The sequence below is a fragment of the Georgenia halophila genome (assembly GCF_039541595.1).
Window position 1 is genome coordinate 348689 of sequence record NZ_BAABGN010000012.1, and the last position, 19978, is coordinate 368666.

At 72.1% G+C, this 19978-nt stretch carries 15 protein-coding genes; 9 read left to right on the forward strand and 6 right to left on the reverse strand.

The window, feature by feature from the left end; translation table 11 throughout:
* Position 1 precedes the first annotated feature (1 nt).
* The gene (locus ABD907_RS15510) at positions 2-1300 is read left to right on the forward strand and encodes an MFS transporter (RefSeq protein WP_345217173.1); all 1299 of its coding nucleotides are present in this window, start codon (positions 2-4) and stop codon (positions 1298-1300) included.
* A gap of 151 nt (positions 1301-1451) precedes the next feature.
* Positions 1452-2021 (forward strand): iron transporter, encoded by a 570-nt coding sequence (locus ABD907_RS15515; protein WP_345217174.1) that lies wholly within the window; start codon positions 1452-1454, stop codon positions 2019-2021.
* Between the two features lie 24 nt (positions 2022-2045).
* Here ABD907_RS15515 and ABD907_RS15520 read toward each other — a convergent pair whose 3' ends face one another.
* Positions 2046-4253, reverse strand: coding sequence for a heavy metal translocating P-type ATPase (locus tag ABD907_RS15520; RefSeq protein ID WP_425555776.1), 2208 nt, complete (start codon positions 4251-4253; stop codon positions 2046-2048).
* Between the two features lie 214 nt (positions 4254-4467).
* Here ABD907_RS15520 and ABD907_RS15525 point away from each other — a divergent pair, with 214 nt between their 5' ends.
* Positions 4468-4869, forward strand: a complete 402-nt coding sequence (locus tag ABD907_RS15525; protein WP_345217175.1) for a four-helix bundle copper-binding protein — start codon at positions 4468-4470, stop codon at positions 4867-4869.
* Between the two features lie 12 nt (positions 4870-4881).
* On the opposite strand, the gene map is transcribed toward ABD907_RS15525, so the two are convergent.
* Positions 4882-5652 carry a type I methionyl aminopeptidase gene (gene map, locus ABD907_RS15530; protein ID WP_345217176.1) on the reverse strand — a complete coding sequence of 257 codons (771 nt, stop codon included), beginning with the start codon at positions 5650-5652 and terminating at the stop codon, positions 4882-4884.
* An 81-nt stretch (positions 5653-5733) separates the two neighbouring features.
* Between map and ABD907_RS15535 the strand changes: the two genes are divergently transcribed.
* Both ABD907_RS15535 and ABD907_RS15540 read left to right on the forward strand, forming a co-directional pair.
* Complete coding sequence (locus ABD907_RS15535) at positions 5734-6300, forward strand: hypothetical protein (RefSeq protein ID WP_345217177.1); 567 nt, start codon at positions 5734-5736, stop codon at positions 6298-6300.
* Positions 6301-6378: 78 nt separating this feature from the next.
* Positions 6379-7140 (forward strand): alpha/beta hydrolase family protein, encoded by a 762-nt coding sequence (locus tag ABD907_RS15540; protein WP_345217178.1) that lies wholly within the window; start codon positions 6379-6381, stop codon positions 7138-7140.
* A 33-nt stretch (positions 7141-7173) separates the two neighbouring features.
* Here the strand turns inward: ABD907_RS15540 and ABD907_RS15545 are convergent, their stop codons facing one another.
* The 4 genes from ABD907_RS15545 to ABD907_RS15560 form a co-directional block, all read right to left on the reverse strand.
* On the reverse strand, positions 7174-8370 hold the full coding sequence (locus ABD907_RS15545) for a GNAT family N-acetyltransferase (protein WP_345217179.1): 1197 nt from the start codon (positions 8368-8370) through the stop codon (positions 7174-7176).
* A 96-nt stretch (positions 8371-8466) separates the two neighbouring features.
* Positions 8467-9573: an endonuclease/exonuclease/phosphatase family protein gene (locus ABD907_RS15550; RefSeq protein WP_345217180.1), complete on the reverse strand. Its 1107-nt coding sequence runs from the start codon at positions 9571-9573 to the stop codon at positions 8467-8469.
* A gap of 27 nt (positions 9574-9600) precedes the next feature.
* Positions 9601-10797, reverse strand: a complete 1197-nt coding sequence (locus tag ABD907_RS15555) for a multidrug effflux MFS transporter (protein WP_345217181.1) — start codon at positions 10795-10797, stop codon at positions 9601-9603.
* 56 nt (positions 10798-10853) lie between these two features.
* Positions 10854-11033 carry a hypothetical protein gene (locus ABD907_RS15560; protein WP_345217182.1) on the reverse strand — a complete coding sequence of 60 codons (180 nt, stop codon included), beginning with the start codon at positions 11031-11033 and terminating at the stop codon, positions 10854-10856.
* Between the two features lie 94 nt (positions 11034-11127).
* Here ABD907_RS15560 and ABD907_RS15565 point away from each other — a divergent pair, with 94 nt between their 5' ends.
* The 4 genes from ABD907_RS15565 (at position 11128) to ABD907_RS15580 (ending at position 19880) form a co-directional block, all read left to right on the forward strand.
* Complete coding sequence (locus tag ABD907_RS15565; RefSeq protein ID WP_345217183.1) at positions 11128-12093, forward strand: helix-turn-helix domain-containing protein; 966 nt, start codon at positions 11128-11130, stop codon at positions 12091-12093.
* 230 nt (positions 12094-12323) lie between these two features.
* Positions 12324-16739, forward strand: a complete 4416-nt coding sequence (locus ABD907_RS15570; RefSeq protein ID WP_345217184.1) for a DUF3418 domain-containing protein — start codon at positions 12324-12326, stop codon at positions 16737-16739.
* 179 nt (positions 16740-16918) lie between these two features.
* Positions 16919-17830, forward strand: a complete 912-nt coding sequence (locus tag ABD907_RS15575; protein WP_345217185.1) for a DUF559 domain-containing protein — start codon at positions 16919-16921, stop codon at positions 17828-17830.
* 91 nt (positions 17831-17921) lie between these two features.
* Entirely contained in the window at positions 17922-19880 is a 1959-nt protein-coding gene (locus tag ABD907_RS15580) for an acetoacetate--CoA ligase (RefSeq protein WP_345217186.1), read from the forward strand.
* The last annotated feature ends 98 nt before the right edge of the window (positions 19881-19978 follow it).

Sequence of the window (19978 nt, forward strand, 5' to 3'; positions counted from 1 at the left end):
CATGACCACGGCGGAGCTCTACGCGCGGCTCGTCCGCTCCCCGGCGGACGCGGCCGACGGGAAGCTCTCCCCCGCCGTCGCGCGCCGGGTGCCGGCGAACGGGCTGCGCCAGATCGCCGCCGAGGCGCTGCAGAGCACCGGTGACCAGGTGGTCAACCCCAGGACCGTGCTGCCGTGGCTCTTCTCCGCGCTCGGGGTGCCGGCAGCCATGGTGGGCCTGCTGGTGCCGGTCCGTGAGTCCGGGTCGCTGCTGCCGCAGGCCGCGCTGCTGCCGTGGGTGCGCCGCCGCCGTCGTCGCCGGTGGGTCTGGGTCGTCGGTGCGGCCGGTCAGGCCCTGTCCGCGGCCGCGATGGCGGTCGCTGCCGCGATGGCGACCGGTGCGGTGGCGGGCACGGTCGTGCTGCTCGCCCTCACGGCCTTCTCCGTGTCCCGGTCCCTGACGTCGCTCGCCGGCAAGGACGTGCTGGGCCGCACCGTGCCGGCCGGGCAGCGCGGGCAGATCAACGGGCTGGCCACCGTCCTGGCCGGGCTCGTCGCGGTCACCGTGGGCGTCGGTATCCGGCTCCTCGGGGACGACGGCGCCACCCACCTGGCCGTGCTGATCGCCGCGGGGGCGCTCACCTGGGTCGCGGCACTGGTGGTCTACACGCGGGTGAAGGAGCCGGACGCCGAGCCGGATCCCGACGCGGCCGGTGCGAGATGGGCCGCGCGAGCGGTCGCCCTGCTGCGCGCGGACGCTGCGTTCCGGCGGTTCGTCACCGTGCGGGCGCTGCTGCTGGTGACCGCGCTGAGCCCGCCGTTCGTGGTCGCGCTCGCCGCCGAGCGAGGCGCCGGGCTGAGTGGCCTCGGGGCGTTCGTGATCGCCTCGGGGCTGGCGAGCCTGGTGGGCGGACGGCTGTTCGGGCGCTGGGCGGACCGGTCCAGCCGCGGCCTGATGTCCTCGATGGCCGCGGCCGGCTCGGGGATGATCGTCGTCCTGCTGCTGCTCCTGGCGCTCCCCGGCGCGGGTGACTGGAGCCTGCTGCCTCCCGCCGCCTACCTGCTGCTCGCGCTCGCGCACACGGGTGCGCGTGTGGGCCGCAAGACGTACGTGGTGGACATGGCCGAGGGCGAGCGACGCACCGAGTACGTCGCCGTCGCGAACTCGGCGATGGGTGTGCTGCTGCTCGTGGCGGGCGCCGTCACCGGCGGGCTGGCGGTCTGGGGGCCGGAGGCCGCGCTCGGGCTGCTGGCGCTGCTTGGGTTCGGGGGCGTCGTCATGGCCCGGCGGCTGCCGGAGGTCGGTGCCGGCCGGACCTGACGGCCTCGTGCGGTGCGCCGGGCGCCGCCGACCCGCTCGACGCACACCGAATCGGCCGGTCCGCTCGGAACCGCTTCGTGCCCGAGAGGCGAGCGCGGGTGATGCGCTGCAGGCTGGTCGGGTACTGGCAGCCGTCGAGAGGAGTTCGCCGATGACCGGCACCAGCCCGCCCATGGATCCGTCCAGCTCCGAGGCCACCAAGGACCAGCTCGACCTCGCCCTCGTGCAGGGCCGTGCCTACGGCGACGCCGTCGAGCACATGGTGACGCGGGTCGCGCACGACGGCGGCAGCGAGCAGGTGGGACCGTACGAGGTCGGCTACGCGGTCGAGGACGCCGAGGGGATGTATCACCTCGAGGACGGCGAGCTCGTCTGGCACAACCCCCAGCAGGAGAACACCCATCTGGAGATCGTCGTCCGGGACGCTGCCGACGGCCGGTTCGTGCCCTGCCTCGACGTGCGGGTCGAGCTCGTCTCCCCGTCCGGTGAGCGGCTGGGGCCGGAACGGCAAGAGCTGGTGTGGCACCCGATGATGTACCACTACGGGAAGAACTGGACCGTGCCGGAGGACGGCGAGTACACCGTCCGGGTCCACATCGATCCGCCGAGCTTCATGCGCCACGACGAGATCAACGGGCGCCGCTTCGCAGAGCCGGTCGAGGTCGAGCTGACCGGCGTGAAGATCCAGCGTGGTGCCGAGCCCGTCGAGCCACCGGAGTAGGGCTGGAGCCCGTCAGGCCCGAGGTCAGCGCTGCACGCCCGCCGGTGCGGGCGTGCCGGTGCCGGCCGGCGTACCCGGGCCCGCCGCGCCCGCCGTGTCGGGCCGCAGGTCGATGCGCCGCAGCAGCTGGGCGTTGAGCGCCACCACCACGGTGGACAGCGACATGAGCACCGCGCCCGCGGCCATCGGCATGACGAAGCCGACGGGCGCCAGCACACCGGCGGCGAGCGGGACGGCGACGATGTTGTAACCCGCCGCCCACCACAGGTTCTGCCGCATCTTCGCGTAGGCCGCCTCCGCCAGCCGGATCACCGACAGCACGGACCGCGGATCGTCCGAGGCGAGCACCACCCCGGCGGAGGCGATGGCGACGTCGGTCCCCGCGCCGATCGCGAGACCGACGTCCGCCCTCGCCAATGCCGGGGCGTCGTTCACGCCGTCACCGACCATCGCCACGGTCCGCCCGCCACGCTGCAGCTCGGCGATCCGCGCGCTCTTGTCCTCGGGCCGCACCTCGGCCAGCACGTCGTCGATCCCGAGCTGCTCAGCGACGCTCCTGGCGACCGGCTCGGCGTCGCCGGTGATCATGGCGACGCGGACGCCCCGCGCGTGCAGGGCCTCGACGGCCTCCCGGGCCGTGTCGCGGACCTCGTCGGCCACCGCGATCGCGCCGGCGACCGTGCCGTCGACGAGCACGTGGAGGACGGTCGCGCCCCCCGCCGACCACGGCTCGGCGTCCGGCAGCGGTTCGGTTCCGTGCTCGCGCAGCAGGCCCGGCCCGCCGACCGCGACCTCCTCGCCGTCGACGGTGGCGCCCACGCCGATGCCGGTCGACGAGGAGAAGTCCGACGCCGGCGGGACGTCGAGGTCGCGGGAGGCGGCGGCGTCCCGGATCGCCCGGGCCAGCGGGTGCTCGCTGTCGCCCTCGGCGGCGGCCGCGAGCGCCAGCAGCTGGTCCCGGTCGTAACGCTGCGTCCCCACGGCGTCGGTGACGCCGGGCCGCCCGCGCGTGAGGGTGCCGGTCTTGTCGAACACGACGGTGCCGACCGTGCGCATCCGCTCGAGCGCCAGCCGGTCGGTGACGAGCACCCCGCCACGGGCGGCCCGCTCGGTGGCGATGGCCACGACCAGCGGGATGGCCAGGCCCAGCGCGTGGGGGCAGGAGATCACCAGCACCGTGATGACCCGCTGCCACGCCTGCTCCGGCTCACCGACGAGGATCCAGACGACGGCGGTCACGGTCGCCGCCCCGAGGGCGAACCAGAACAGCCAGCCGGCCGCGCGGTCGGCCAGGCGCTGTGCCCGGCTGGACGAGCTCTGCGCCTCGGCGACCAGGCGCTGGATGCCTGCCAGCGCGGTCTCGTCCCCGACGGCGGTGACCCGCACCCGTATGGCGTCGTCGGTCGCCACCGTGCCGGCCACGACCTGGTGACCGACCTCGCGCCGCACCGGCTTGGACTCGCCGGTGATCATCGACTCGTCGACGGCTGCTCCGCCGTCGACGACCTCACCGTCCGCCGGCACGCGCCCACCCGGCCGGACCACGACGACGTCCCCCGCACGCAGGTCCTGCGGGTTGACGGTGACGATCTTGTCGCCGTCGACGCGCTCCGCCTCGTCCGGCAGCAGCGCGGCCAGCGACTCCAGCGCGGAGGTGGTCTGCGCCAGGGAGCGCATCTCGACCCAGTGGCCCAGGAGCATGACGACGACGAGCAGCGCGAGCTCCCACCAGAACTCGACGCCCCCGGGGAGCAGGTTCAGCGTCGCGCCCCAGGACGCCACCAGGGCGACCGTGATCGCCGTGCCGATCAACAGCATCATCCCCGGCTGCCGGGCACGGATCTCGCTGACGGCGCCGGTGAGGAAGGGCCGGCCGCCCCATGCGTAGATGACGGTACCCAGCACGGGTGGCACCCAGCGCAGGGCGGCGACGTCGGGGATCCGGTAGCCGAGGAGGTCCGCGAACAGCGGGCTCAGGCCGACCGTCGGCACGGCCAGGACCAGCATGATCCAGAACAGCCGGCGGAACTGGGCCACGTGGTCCCCGTGGCCGCCGTGGCTCTCGTGGTTCGCGTGCTCGGCGTGCGCGTCACCTTGCTCCTGCTGGTGGTGCGCACCCACCACGGGCGCGGCATCCGCGTCGACACCACCGTGGCGGTCGACCCGCGGTGACGGTTCGCTGCTGGCGCGCTCGTCGTGACCCTCGTGGTGGTCGTGCGGCTGATCAGGCACGGGCTCTCCCTCCTCCGGCGACAACCCCTGAATACCTCTGGGGGGTATGCGCCGCAACACCGCGACGTCGAGTTCTCTTCCCGTTCGTGCCACCGCCTTGAGGGCACCGGCTCGCGATGCCCCGTCCCGCCATGCGGGTGACCGAGTCCCTCACTACGGTCGGGAACGTCCGCACGCGCCCCGAAGGGCGCCTCACCGACCTGGGAGAAGTGCGATGAAGAGCCACGCGATGATGGAGACCTACCCCGCTACGATCAACCTCGACCGCGATCTGCTCGCCGGCACGATCGACGTCCTGGTCGAGTGCGCACAGACCTGTACCGCCTGCGCCGACGCCTGTCTGAGCGAGGAGATGGTGGCCGAGCTGCGCAAGTGCATCCGGTCGAACCTGGACTGCGCCGACATCTGCGCCACCACGTCCCGGGTCCTGTCCCGGCACACCGGCTACGACGCCAACATCACCCGTGCACAGCTCGAGGCCTGCATCCAGGCCTGCCGTTCCTGCGGTGACGAGTGCGCCCGGCACGCGGAGATGCACGAGCACTGCCGCATCTGTGCGGAGCAGTGCCGCGCCTGCCAGGAGGCCTGCACCGAGCTTCTCGCCTCCATCGCCTGACCCCCCGCGGCGTCACACGGAGCGGGCTGTGAGGACCACCGGCCCGCCCTCCGTGATGGCGATCGTGTGCTCGGAGTGCGCGCCGCGGGAGCCGTCGTGGCTGCGCAACGTCCAGCCGTCGGGATCCGTGTAGATCTCGTCGGTGCCGGTCATGAACCACGGTTCGAGCGCGATCACCAGCCCGGGCCGCAGCGGCAGCCCGCGACCCGGCCGGCCGGCGTTGGGCACGTGCGGGTCGCCGTGCATGTCACGCCCGACGCCGTGCCCGCCGAACTGGGTGTTGACCGGGTACCCGTAGCTCCGGGCCACCTCGCCGATCGCGGCGGAGATGTCGCCTAGCCGGTTGCCGACGACGGCGGCCTCGATGGCCACGTCGAGCGCCTTCTCCGTGGCCTGGATGACTCGCAGGTCCGCCGCACGCGGCGTGCCGACGACGACGCTCAGCGCCGAGTCCGCCACCCAGCCGTCCACGCTGACGGCGAAGTCGACCGAGAGCAGGTCGCCGTCGCGCAGCGCGTAACCGTTCGGCAGCCCGTGCAGGACCGCGTCGTTGACCGACGTGCACAGCACGTGACCGAACGGGCTCGCGCCGAAGGACGGGTGGTAGTCGATGTAGCAGGAGGTCGCGCCGCGCTCGCGGATCATCTCGTGGGCAAGCTTGTCCAGCTCCAGCAGCGTCACCCCGATCGCCGCGTGCTCCTTCAGGGCGGTCAGGACCTCGGCGACGAAGGCGCCGGCAGGGCGCATCGCCTCGATCTCGGCGGGGGTCTTGAGCTCGATCACCGGACCAGGTTATGTGCATTCCCGACCGAGTCAGGGGCAACCGCCTGCACGGCAACCCGCCGGGCGCGTAACGTCGCATCCGTGAGCACGCGCAGCAGCGAGGCGGTCGTCAGCGATGCGCGCCTCCGCGAGGCCACCGGCCGATCGCGCGCGGAGTGGTACGCCCTCCTCGACGAGGCCGGGGCGCGGCAGTGGGACCACACCCGGATCGCGCGTTGGCTGGGCGGTGAGCACGACGTCGACGGCTGGTGGGCGCAGAGCGTCACCGTGGGGTACGAGCAGTCCCGTGGCATGCGCGAGCCGGGCCAGCGCAGCGACGGGACCTGGGAGGCGAACGCCACCAAGACGCTGTACACCACCCGTGAGCGGCTGTGGCCTCACCTGGCCGATGAAGACCTGCGCCGCGACTGGCTCGACGTCGACTGGCCGATGGTCGGGGTGACCGAGCCGCGCTCGCTGCGGCTCGTGGCCGACGACGGCTCTCGCATCACGATGCTCGTCGATGATCTCCCGCCCGGCGCCGACGGGCGCACCAAGGTGCGGCTGGCCGTGCAGCACGCTCGCCTGGCCGACGGCGGCGCGGTGACGGAGACCAAGAAGTTCTGGCGAGACAGCCTCGCCGACCTGGCGGAGATCATCAACACCTGAGGAGAGGGCGCGGCGCCGAATCGCGAGACAGCCCGCTCGCCCCCAGTGACGGACGGGCTCACCGCCTACGGTGGAGGCATGGCCGAGGTGGAGATCATGACGCCGCGTGGCGTCACGCTGGCGGGCACCTTCGAGCCTGGGGACGGCAACTCCGCGGTGCTGTTCGCGCACGGGTTCCTGGCCGACCGGCACTCGTCCCTGCGGTTCGACATCCTCGCCTCGGCCTACCGGACGGCCGGTCACGCCACGCTGCAGATCGACTTCTCGGGATGCGGTGCGTCGGGCGAGGACGTCGTCACGGTCGCGGGCGAGGTCGAAGACCTGCGGTCAGCCTCGGCCTGGCTCGCCGAGCACGACTACCCCGACCAGATCGTCCACGCCCATTCGTTCGGCACGCTCGCCGCCCTGCGGTCCCGGCCGCGCGACGTCGCCGCGATGGTGCTCACCGGACCGATCATGGGCCCGATGTCGTACCCCTGGGAGGAGATCTTCTCGGCCGAGCAGCTCGAGGACCTCGAGCGGCACGGCTACGCCCGGATCCCGGACGACAACGAGGCGGCGGCACGCGAGTACTCCGTGATCTCGAAGCAGACGCTGGCGGACTACAGCCTCATCGACCCGGCCGAGCTCCTCGAGCACGTGGAGGTACCGGTGCTGCTGCTCCACGGCGCCGACGACGAGGACGGCGACGAGCTCGTCGAGCTGTCGCGCGAGGCTCTGCCGCTGCTGCCGGAGGGCTCACGCCTCGAGATCGTCGACGCCGACGGCAACCACCGGCTCGATGCCGCCGCGGAGGTGGCGCTCAGCTGGGCGGCCGAGCACCTGACCCGGGCGGCTTGAGACCGGGCGGCTTGAGACCGGCCCGGCGGAGCTTCAGCCGGCCGGCGCGGGCTGGCTCGCGACCGATTCCTTCCCGGGACCCACCGCCGCGTCCGCCGTGCCGCTCGCGTCGAGCCGAACCTGCCAGGCCCCCTCGACGCTCGCGAGCTCGAACCCCATTCGGATGTTGATCGCGAGCATGTGGTCGTTCTCGCCCGCATTCCACGTGTGGATCCGCCGCACGGCGGGGTAGGCGTCGGCGAGCAGCTCGAGGTTGGCGGCCTTGACGAGCAGACCGAGGCGCTTCCCACGGTGCTCGCCGTGCACGATGGTGGTCTCCTGGTAGGCGACCTCCGGCTTGGCCCGCGGCATCACGAGCATGGTGTAGGCCACCAGGGTCCCGCCGGGCACATGCTCGACGGCGGAGAGCACGTACCGGTGCCCGCGCGCCGCGATGTGCTCGTCGTTGTGCCGGACCCGTTCGGCGTCCCAGGTCTCCTCCTGGAAGTCGATGCCACCGGTCGGGGCGTCGGTGCTCATGCGGCGGTTCAGCTCCGCCATGGGCTCGAGCCACTGCGCGGGCGTGCCTTCCTGCCACTGGACCACGCGGTAGTCCTCGCCGGCCTTGCCCTGCGCCTCGGCGCGCCAGGCGGCCACCTGGCTCGGGTCGACCGGCACCCGCAGGGTCGACTGCCGCTCCGTCTGCTCCAGCGCGAACCCGTGCCGAACCGCGAACCGGGCGGCAGCGTCGGTGGCGGCGATCGTTCCGACGCCGGTGGCCGCCTCGAGCGTCTCTACGCCGTCGCGCACCGTGGGGGCGTGCGCCGTCCACGCGCTCACCGTCGTGCGCCCCTCCGCGCGGAGCCGGTCCTGCGCCGCTTCCCACAGCGCCGTCCCGACGCCCCGACGGCGTGCGGACGAGCGCACCATCACGTCGCCGACGGCCAGGTGCACGTTGTCGTCGGTCGGCAGCATGAACCCCGCGTAACCCAGGATCTGGGCAGGGTCGCGCGGCTGGCCGGTGTCGCCGTCGTCCTCGACGGCGGCCAGCATGAGCTTCTTCGAGTGCCGCTGGTCGGCGAGCCCGGCGACGATCGTGGACGGCGGGTCGGCGAGGTCGTCGTGGCCGAGGACCTCCCGCAGCGCCTCGGTCTCGATCTCGCTCCGCGCGATGATCGCGGCCGACGGCTCGGCGTCGAGCGACGGGGGGACGGACACCTCGATGATGCGGAACCGCGGTGTTGTGGACATGGCTCGAGAGTGGCACCGGCGCCCCGCCGCGGCACCTCTTTTTCGGCCGCTTCAGGCGGTCGGTTCGTTCAGCTTCAGGCGGCCGGGCGGGTCCGGTCAGTCGGTCCGCGGTTCGAGCGGACGGATCCGCATGACCAGTCCGCGGTGGTCGCTCTCGCCGCGTTCCACCACGCGGCCCTGCGTGGTCTCGTAGGCCTCGGTGTCGACGAGGACGTGGTCGATCGGTGAGCCGACCAGCTCGGGCAGCCGGGTCGGCCAGGTGGAGACACCGCCGACCTCGGCGGCCACGCCGGCGTCGGCGCACCGCCCGAGGTCCTGCATCGGTGCGTGGTCGAGCGTCGCGTTGAAGTCTCCCGCCAGGACCAGGCCGCCCGGGCCGCTGTCCGAGCACAGCTCGAGGATCGTCTCGAGGTCGGCGCGCCACCGCTCGTGCTGCTCGCGCAGCGGGGGTACCGCGTGCACGACGACCAGCACCGGCCCGACGCCGGAGGCCGGCTCGGCCCGCACGGAGCCGAACTCCGTGGCCGGGCTCTCGGCCTGGGCGTACTCACCCAGGGTTGAGGACACCAGCAAGGCCGTCGCGCCGACGGAGGCCTGCTCGGCGTCCTGCTCGTCACCTTCGGGGTCGCCCTGGCCGCCTTCGCCGTCGCCCTCGCCGGAGGTGAAGACCTGGAAGCTCTCGCCGCCACCTTCGAGGAAGGAGGCGATCTGCTCGGCGAGCTCCGGACCGGTCTCCGTGAGAGCGATGACGTCGGCGCCGGTGTCCTCCGCGACGCCGGCGATGCCGTCGGCGCCGGTGCGGCCGACCTGCGTGTTGTAGGAGACGACGGTGATCGTGCCGTCGCCCTCGCCGGCGGGCCGCACCCCACGGTCCGGGCGCAGCTCTTCCGGGTTCTGCAGACCGCGGTCCCACAGGAACCAGAAGTGCCCGACGGCGACCAGCGCCAGCACGAGCGCGAGCACGAGCGAGTGGTTCCCGGCCCGGAACCCGAACTTCCGGACCAGGCCCACGACGAGGACGATGACGGCGATGATCCCGAAGACGGCGGCGGGCAGGATGCGTACCGCGATGGCCTGGCTGAACGGGAAGGTGACGCTGAGGTCTCCCCAGCTCGGCACGACCGCGCCGGCCAGGTCGGGCTTGAGAGTGAGGGCGGCGGCGACGGCGACGAGGACGACGAGGACCCAACCGACGATGCGCACGCGGTCATTGAAACATCGCCGGCGGGCTCACCTCGTCCGAACGGCCCGGGCCAGCGCGATCCCGGCGGCCGCGTAGCAGACCATCATGACCCCCGCCATGGCGACGACGGAGCCGCCGAGCAGCCCCGCCAGCGGCGCCCCGACGGCGGCCAGGCCGAACTGGGAGGCGCCGATGAGCGCCGAGGCGCTTCCGGCGTCGTGCGTCTGCCGTGAAAGGGCGATGCCGGGGATGGTGGGGAGCAGGATGCCGATCGACCCGATGGTGGGCAGCAGCACCACGAGCATCGGCCACAGGTGGTCCGGCCCGGTCCCGACGGTCAGCGCGATGACCGCGATGGCCGTGGCACCGGTCAGGGCGAACGCCACCGCACCGCCCGCGATGCGCAACGGCGAGACCCGGCCCATCAGGAAGCCGGCCACCTGGGTCCCGGTCGTCACGGTCAACGCGCCGGCGCCGAACAGCAGTCCGTACTGCTGCGCGCTGAGGCCGTACGTCCCTTGGAAGACGAAGGCGGAGGCTGTGATGTAGGTGAACTGTCCGGCCATGGTCAGGCCCGCCACGATGACGAGGCCGCGGAACGCCCGATCGCGCAGCAGGGAGCCGTAGCTGGTGATCGCGACCCGTAGCCCGCCCGAGCGCCGGCCGTCTGTGGGCAGCGTCTCCGGCAGCACAGTGAGCACGATGACGAAGAGCACGGCGGCAAGCACACCGAGGACCACGAACAGCAACCGCCAGGACCCGACGAGCAGGAGCTGCGAGCCGAGGGCGGGTGCGACGAGAGGGGCGATACCCACGACGAGCATGATGCGCGAGAGCGTCTTGCCGACGGCGAGCCCGCTGGAGGTGTCCCGTGCGACGGCGAGCGCGATCACCATGCCGGCGGAACCGAGGAACCCTTGGAGCACCCGCAGCACCAGCATGACGACGATGTCCCCCGAGGCGGCGATGCCCAGCGAGACGACGGCGTAGCCGCCGAACGCGACGAGCAGCGGGAGCCGGCGCCCGACGACGTCGGACAACGAGCCGAGCACCAGCTGACCGACGGCGATGCCGACGAGTGCTGCCGTCATCGTGAGCTGGACCTGCCCCTCGGTGGTACCGAGGTCGTCGGTGATGACCGGGAAGGCGGGGAGGTACAGGTTGATCGTCAGGGGTCCGATGGCGGTGAACGCGCCGAGGAGGACGACCAGTGCGCCGGAGGTTCGTCGCTGGTCGTCGGTCACCTCACGAGACTACGGCCGCGGCGTCGTGGTCCTCACCTCGAGGTCGGTCACGGGACTCAGAGGCTGCGCGGCGGCCAGCTGGAGATCCCGATGTCGACCCACAACGGTTCCGCGTCGGCCGCCGGGTCCGTGGCGGGGCCGGGCGCCTCGCGCTCACGCACCACGCGCACGAGATGAACCGTGTAGGCCGCCAGGACCAGTCCGAGAACGACGAGGGTGAGCAGTTCGATGTTCATGGCAGATATCGTGCGTCCGGACATCTCCTGCCACGAGTGGCAGTCGTGCCGCCTTACGTCGATTTACTGCCAACTCTGTGGGACAATGACGCGGATGATCGGAAACGTGGTCGTGCTCGCCTACGACGGTGTCGCGCCCTTCGAGCTCGGTGTGGTCTGCGAGTCCTGGGGCGTCGACCGGTCAGACCTGGGCCTGCCGGTCTTCGACTTCGCCGTCTGCGCGCCGGAGCCCGGGCTGGTCGCCACCTCCTCGGGCTTCGACATCGGTGTGCGCCACGGGCCGGAGCGTGCCGAGGAGGCGGACCTCGTCGTCGTCCCGGCGCTTCCGCGGAATCGCCCGGTCCCGACGGGCATCCTCGAGGTGCTCCGGTCGGCACACGCCCGGGGTGCCTGGGTGATGTCCGTCTGCTCCGGGGCGTTCGTGCTGGGTGCGGCCGGCCTGCTGGACGGGAGACGGTGCACGACGCACTGGATGTACACCGACGAGCTGGCGGAGCGGTACCCGCTCGCGAAGGTCGAGCCCGACGTGCTGTACGTCGACGACGCCCGGGTCCTGACCAGCGCCGGCACCGCGGCGGGCCTCGACGCGAGCCTGTATCTCTGGCGCGAGGAGTTCGGGTCGGCCGCGGCGAGCCTCGTCGCACGCCGCATGGTGGTCCCGCCGCAGCGTGACGGCGGTCAGGCGCAGTTCATCGCGAAGCCGGTGCCGGAGTGCACCAGCGAGACGCTCGGTCCGGTGCTGACGTGGATCGTCGAGCACCTGGAGGAGGCGATGTCGGTCGAGCAGCTCGCCGCCCGGTCCGCGATGTCGCCGCGCACCTTCGCCCGCCGCTTCCGCTCCGAGACGGGGACGACGCCGCACGCCTGGATCACGGCCCAGCGGGTCCGCCGTGCCGAGCAGCTCCTGGAGGAGACCGACCGCACCGTCGACCGGATCGCCGCCGACGTCGGGTTCGGCAACGCGGCGACGCTGCGCCACCACTTCGCCCGTGCCCGTGGGCTGAGCCCGCAGCAGTACCGGCGCCGGTTCCGCACGGCACCGGAGCCCGCCGCCGTCTGACCGGACCGGACCGGATCCTGACTCGTGACCGGACCGGATCCTGACTCGCGACCGGACCGGATCCTGACTCGCGACCGGACCGGGTCCGCCGGCCGGCCAGGCGCGGCTCCCCACCCACGCCCCAGTCGTCATCTGCGTGTCGATTCGTCAATGGCGTGCGAGCGGCCCGCGGTCCGCCGAGAGAGATAACGACTCAACCCCGGCGGGTTCATCAGTGAGAATGGAGGATCGTGAGTACGGACCGGAGCGAGGCAAGGACGGCGGCGCCGTCGAGCCCCAGCACCGAGCGGCGGCGCGGTGGTCGGAACCGACGCCAGCGCGACGGCGGACGCCGCAGCGGTTTCCGGCCGTACACGGACGAGCAGCTCGCCGCCCGTCGAGCGGCGCTGCCGCACATCACCTATCCCGAGCAGCTGCCGGTCTCCGCGCGCCGCGACGAGATCGCCGACGCGGTGCGCGATCACCAGGTCGTCATCGTCGCGGGAGAGACCGGCTCCGGGAAGACCACCCAGATCCCGAAGATCTGCCTCGATCTGGGGCGCGGCATCACCGGCATCATCGGGCACACGCAGCCCCGCCGCATCGCCGCCCGCACCGTGGCCGAGCGCATCGCCGAGGAGCTCGGCGTCGAGCTCGGCGGCGCCGTCGGGTATCAGGTGCGCTTCACCGATCAGGTCTCCGACACGTCGCTGGTCAAGCTCATGACCGACGGCATCCTGCTCGCGGAGATCCAGCGGGACCCGCAGCTGCGCCGCTACGACACGATCATCGTCGACGAGGCCCACGAGCGGAGCCTCAACATCGATTTCATCCTGGGCTACCTCGCCCGTCTGCTTCCGCAGCGGCCGGACCTCAAGGTCATCATCACCTCGGCAACCATCGACTCCGAGCGGTTCGCTGCCCACTTCGGCGAGCACGAGGGCGGCCGGCCCGACGGCGAACTCGTCAGACCGGCACCGGTCGTCGAGGTCACCGGCCGGACGTACCCGGTCGAGATCCGCTACCGGCCCCTCGTGCCCGACACCGACGAGGACGGCGACGCCACCGCCGAACAAGCCCTGGGTGAGCAAAAGTCACCGCGGAAGGGCACCAAGGGCTTGGTCGGCGGGGACGCGAAGGGTGGCGGCAGGGCGTCGAACGGTCGGTCGGCGTCGAGAGCCCGCGAGGACGCGATCGACCAGACCACCGGCATCACGATGGCGGCCGACGAGCTCCTCGCCGAGGGGCCGGGCGACATCCTCGTCTTCCTCTCCGGTGAGCGCGAGATCCGCGACACCCACGTCGCGCTCATCGAGCACCTCGGCCCCCGGTACGTCGCCGATCCGCGCTCCTCCCACGCACCGGACGCCGTCGAGGTCGTGCCGCTGTACGCGCGGCTGTCCTCGGCCGAGCAGCACCGGGTCTTCGAGCGGCACACCACCCGCCGGGTCGTGCTCGCCACGAACGTCGCGGAGACGTCGCTGACGGTGCCGGGCATCCGGTACGTGATCGACCCGGGTACCGCGCGCATCTCGCGGTACTCCAACCGCACCAAGGTCCAGCGGCTGCCTATCGAGCCCATCTCCCAGGCCAGCGCCAACCAACGCTCGGGCCGCTGCGGCCGTGTGGCCGACGGCATCGCGATCCGGCTGTACTCGGAGTCGGACTTCGCCGGCCGGCCCGAGTTCACCCAGCCGGAGATCCTGCGCACGTCGCTGGCCTCGGTGATCCTGCAGATGGCCGCGCTCGGCCTGGGCGACGTCGCGAACTTCCCGTTCGTCGACCCGCCGGACACCCGTGCGATCCGCGACGGCGTCCAGCTCCTCCACGAGATCGGCGCCCTCGACCCCTCCGCCACCGATCCACGCAAGCGCCTGACCGACGTGGGCCGCCAGCTCGCGCAGCTGCCCATCGACCCGCGGCTGGGCCGGATGCTCCTCGAGGCCCAGAAGAACGGCTGCGCCGCCGAGGTCATGGTCATCGTCGCCGGCCTGTCCACCCAGGACGTCCGCGAACGCCCGTCCGAGCACCAGCAGGCGGCCGACGCCACGCACCGGCGCTTCACCGACCCGACCTCGGACTTCCTCGCCTACCTCAACCTCTGGCGGTACCTGCGCACCCAGCAGCGCGACCTGTCCGGCTCGGCGTTCCGTCGGCTCTGCCGCGCCGAGTTCCTCAACTACCTGCGCGTGCGCGAGTGGCAGGACGTCGTCGCCCAGCTGCGCCAGCTGGCGAAGCCGCTCGGTCTGTCGATGAAGCCCATCGCCCTGCCCCACGAGTCCGACATCGCGACGACGGCGGAGCAGACCCAGGACGGCCGGCCCGATCCGGCCCGGGCGGCGGTCGCCGTCGGGAAGTCTGCGGACGCCGCGAGCGCGGATGCCTTGCACCAGTCCCTGCTGGTCGGACTGCTGTCCAACCTCGGCTCTTACGACGAGCGGCGCCGGGAGTACGCCGGGGCACGCGGCACCCGGTTCGTCATCTGGCCCGGCTCCGGGCTGGCCAGGAAGACCCCCGCCTGGGTCATGGCCTCCGAGCTGGTCGAAACCTCGCGGCTGTTCGCGCGCACCGTGGCGCGGATCCAGCCCGAGTGGGTCGAGCCCGTCGCTGCGCACCTGGTGAAGAAGAATTACTCCGAGCCCTACTGGTCCACCAAGCAGGCCACCGCCATGGTCAAGGAGAAGGTCCTGCTGTACGGCATGACCCTGGTGGCCGACCGGCCGGTGCCGCTGGGCCGGCTCGGTGACCTGATGCTCGGCGATCTCACGGCCCGCGAGCTCGCGCGCGAGATGTTCATCCGGGAGGCCTTGGTCGGCGGCGGGTGGCGCACGCACCACAAGTTCTACGAGCGCAACCAGGAGCTGCTCGCCGAGGCCGAGGAGTACGAGAACCGCGCCCGGCGTCGCGGCTTGGTCCTCGACGAGGACGGGCTGTTCGCGTTCTACGACGAGCGGATCCCCGAGCACGTCACCTCCGCCCGGCACTTCGACTCGTGGTGGAAGAAGGCCCGCCGCGAGGACCCGGACCTGCTGACGTTCACCATGGATCTCCTGGTACCTGGTGCCGACGAGGTCAGCACGCACGACTTCCCAGACACCTGGCGTCAGGGCGACCTCACGCTGCCGCTGACCTACCAGTTCGAACCGGGCACCCACGCCGACGGCGTCACCGTCCACGTCCCGGTGGAGGTCCTCGGCCGGCTGCGCCCGGACGGCTTCGACTGGATGGTGCCCGGCCTGGCGCTCGAGCTGGCGACGGCGACAATCCGCGCGTTCCCGAAGCCGACCCGTCGGCAGCTCGTCCCGGCGCCCGACGTCGCCCGTGAGGTGGTCCGGCGGCTGCCCCCGTGGCCGGAGGTCGCGCCGGCACCGGAGGGTGCGCCGTCGTACCGGGAGGCGTTCAGCGCTGCGGTGCGGGACCTGCGCGGCGTGGAGATCCCGGACGAGGACTGGGACCCTGAGCGCCTGCCCGACCACCTCCGCGTGACGTTCCGCGTGCTCTCCGAACGAGGTGCCGTGCTGTCCGAGAGCAAGAACCTCCTGGCGCTGCAGCGTGAGCTGGCTCCGCAGACCCAGCAGGCGGTGTCGTCGGCCGTGCGTGGGGCTGTCGCCGCGGCGATGGCCGATGCCGAGGCAGCTGGCGGTGGCGGGCGGGGAGGGGGTGCTCGTGACGCTGGTTGGGACTGGCAGGAGCGACGAGGAACGAGGAGCAAGCAGACGCGTCGCGACGCCCCCTCCCCGCCCGGAGCACCCGGCCTGCCCGAGCAAGATGCCCTCTCCAGCTGGCCGGACGTGCCGGACGGGGTGATCCCCCGGCAGGTGGAGTCCACCGGCGCGCACGGGCTGATCGTGCGCGGCTACCCGGCGCTCGTGGAGGTGCCGGGCCAGGGTGGCAGTGCGAGCGTCTCGCTGCGGGTGCTGGCCGAGGTCGCCGAGCAGGTCCGCGCGCACCGGCTCGGCCTGCGCCGCCTGGTGGTGACCGAGACGGCACTCGCGACGCAGCGCATCACGACCCGCTGGACCGGTGCCGAGGCGCTGACCCTGGCGACGAGTCCGTACCCGAGCACCGACGCGCTCGTCGCCGATGTGCAGCTCGCCGCCGTGACGGCCCTGGTGGACGAGTGGATGCGGTCCCGCGGGCAGGTCTGGGACGCCGAGGCGTATCGGGAGCTGGTCGCCCACGTCCGCAGCCAGCTCGAGGAGCGCGTCCACCAGGTCATCCGCCAGGTGGTGGCCACCCTCGAGGCGCAGCGCGAGCTGGACGCCACCATCAAGGGTGCGACGTCGATGCACCTGCTCAACACGCTCACGGACGTGCGCGACCAGGTCGCCCGGCTGGTCTACCGGGGCTTCGTGGCCCGGACCCCGCCCGACAAGCTCGTGCATCTGCCGCGGTACCTGCGCGCGGCGCAGCGCCGGATCGAACGCGCCCAGCAGAACGTGCACCAGGACGCCAACCTGGCCTGGATCGTCGGGGAGCTGGAGGACGCGCTCGAGAACGCCGAGGCGGCGACGGAGCGGCTGGGTCCCGACCCGGCGCGTGACGCGACGGTCGACGAGGTCCGCTGGATGATCGAAGAGCTCCGGGTCAGCTTCTTCGCCCAGCAGCTGGGTACGCCGGTCAAGGTCTCGGAGAAGCGCATCCGCAAAGCCCTCGGCATTCTCTGACGCCCTCGCCCGCCGCCCGGACCGGACCGGACCGGACCGGGAAAATGTGCACTATGTGCGGCTGAGAACGACAAGAACAGCAAACTTTGGCCGCGTGGATCTGTCCACACCACGGCCGGGGCCCGTTGTTGTCCACAGGTCGCGCCCGGCCGAACGGGCGCCTTCGGGACCGTGCGTCCATGGACCCGACCGACCGTGCTGCTGCCGAGCATCGCCTACGGCAGGCGTCGCCATTCGGCGTAGTGACGTGGGCCATGGCGATCGAGGCCGGCCTGACACCGGCCGCCATCCGACACCGGATCGATTCCGGACGCTGGCGACCCGTCGCCGGGCGCGCCTATGTCGACACCGGCCGGTCCGTGCCGCGGTGGGTCACGCCGGTGCTGCAGCGCGCCGTCGGGGCGACGATGCTCTGGCCGACCGCCATCGTGTGTCTGCGGACAGCCGCATTGCTCCACGAGCTCCCCGTCCCGGACGACGATCTGGTTCATCTCAGCGTCGGACCGGGCCGGCGAGCGCCGCGTGGCGTAGCCGGATACAGCTTCGAGATTCCCCCACGCGACGTCCGCCGCACGGCAGGCTTCTGCCTCACGGCGCCGCGCCGGACCCTGCTCGACTGCCTGAGCCGGCTGCCGTACGACGAGGCCGAGCGCCTGATGGCATGGGTACGCACGCGCGACCTCCTGACCGACACGCAGCTGCAGGCGGCGATCGAGGAACGTGCGAACACCTGGGGAGTCCCTCAGCTCCGTTCGCTGGTCGCGGCGACGGCGCACGGAGCGCTGAGCGAGCTGGAACGACGCCTGCACCAGCTCCTGCACGAGGCAGGGATCACCGGCTGGACGGCGAACCGTCAGATCGTCGTCGACGGTTCGGTCATCGCGCGCGCCGATGTTCTCTTCCAGGCCGAGAAACTGGTCGTCGAGGCTGACGGCCGGGCCTACCACGATGACTTCGAACATGAGCGGGAGCGTCTGAACCGACTCTCGCTGGCCGGGTACACGGTGTTGCGCTTCACTTGGAAGCAGGTGACTGGCCGGCCGGGAGAGGTCGTGGACCAGATCCGAATGGCGTTGGGGCGTCAGACTTGATCGAAATTTTGCACAATGTGGGGTGCGTAGCCGCAAATACAGCACACTTTGGTGCGGGCTGCCCACGTGCGCCAGACCGAGAGGTAGGTCCATGCCCGGCCCCACGACGTTGTGGACACCGCCCGCGTCCGCGTTCACCGACTCGGCGATGGCGAGGTTCGCCCGCGAGCAAGGACTCGATGCCCGCCGTTACGACGAGCTGCACGCCTGGTCGATCTCCGAGCGCGACGCGTTCTGGTCGGCCCTGTGGGACTTCACCGGTGTCCTCGGCGAGCAGGGCGACGTCGTCGAGCAGCCGCCCCACCACGCAGACCTCGGCACCACCGCGGGCCTCCCCTCCCTCGAGCACGGCCACATGTTCGGCACCCGGTACTTCCCGCAGGGTCGGCTCAACGTCGCCGAGAACCTGCTCCGGGGCGACGGCGGACGGCTCGCCGTGGTCGCGGCCGACGAGTCCGGCGTCCACACCCGGCTGACCCTCGACGAGCTGCGCGGCCGCGTGGCAGCGGTCCAGGCCGGGCTGCGCCGCCACGGTGTCACCGAGGGCTCCGTCGTCGCCGGGATCATGCCCAACGACGTCGACAACCTCGTGACGATGCTCGCCACCCTCTCGCTCGGTGCGGCCTGGGCCGGGTGCTCGCCCGACTTCGGCGTGCCGGGGTTGCAGGACCGCATCGGGCAGGTCGCGCCCGCCGTCGTCGTCTCGGCCGAAAGCTACGTCTACAACGGCAAGACGTTCGACGTGCGGGCCAAGGCAGAGCAGGTCCTCGGCCAGATCGACACCACAGCCGACCTGGTCGTCACCGGCTCACCGGAGTGGCAGTCGGACTTCGCCGACACGACGGCGGAGCTCGTGCTCGAGCGCCACCCGTTCAACACGCCGGGCCTGATCATGTTCACGTCCGGCACCACGGGCCTGCCGAAGGCCATCGTGCACAGCGCCGGCGGGGTCCTGCTCCAGCACCTCAAGGAGCACGTGCTGCACGGTGACGTCCGGCCCGGCGACGTGCACTCCTGGTTCACCTCGACCGGCTGGATGATGTACGGCTGGGTGGTCTCGGCCTTGGCCGCCGAGGCGGCGGTCGTGCTGATCGACGGCAACCCCTCGCCGCGCCGCGACGACGGGAACCCGGACTGCGGGCACCTGTGGCGCATCGCCGACGACGCCGGCGTCACCCACTTCGGGACCAGCCCCGCCTATCTCTCCGTGCTCATCAACGCCGGCTACCACCCGGGCGAGCACCACGACCTGCGCGCCCTGCGGTTCGTCCTGTCCGCCGGCGCGCCCGTGAGCCCGGAGCAGTACGACTGGCTGTACGCACGCGTCAAGGAGGACATGGTCTTCGCCTCCATCAGCGGCGGCACGGAGATCCACGGCTGCTTCCAGCTCGGTTCCCCCGTCCACCCGGTCCGACGCGGCGAGATCACCTGCGTCGCGCTCGGGCACGCCATGTCGGTCCTGGACGAGCGCGGCGCCCCGGTCATCGGCGTCAAGGGCGAGCTAGCCTGCACCGAGCCGTTCCCGTCCATGCCGCTGACTTTCCTCGGTGACGGCGGGACACGCCGCTACCACGACGCCTACTTCGCCGAGCGGCCGGACATCTGGACCCACGGCGACCTCGCCGAGATCACCCCACGCCGCTCCGTCATCATCTACGGCCGCAGCGACACCACGCTCAAGCCGCAAGGCGTGCGGATCGGCACGGCGGAGATCTACCGGGTCCTCGACGCCCGGCCCGAGATCGCCGAGTCGGTGGTGTTCGGGCACGCCACGCCCACCGACGAGGAGGTCGTGCTCTGCGTCGTCCTCACCGACGGGCACGACCTGAGCGCCGAGCTCATCAAGAGCCTGCGTGCCGACATCCGCACGCAGGCCTCGCCCAGGCATGTGCCGGCTCACGTGTACGCCGTCCCGGGCGTCCCGGTGACCCACAACGGCAAGAAGGCCGAGGGGGCGGCCAAGTCCGCCGCCGCGGGCCAACCGGTCAAGAACCACGCGTCGCTGGCGAACCCCGAGTGCCTGACCGCGTACGCAGCCCTGTTTTCCTGAGGGCAGGGAGCCCGCGCAGGAACCGCGGAGCACGTGGTGCATCGGCACCGACGTCGTAGCGCTCGACCCGGCCTGCGGGCTGCACGCTGCCCGGCCGG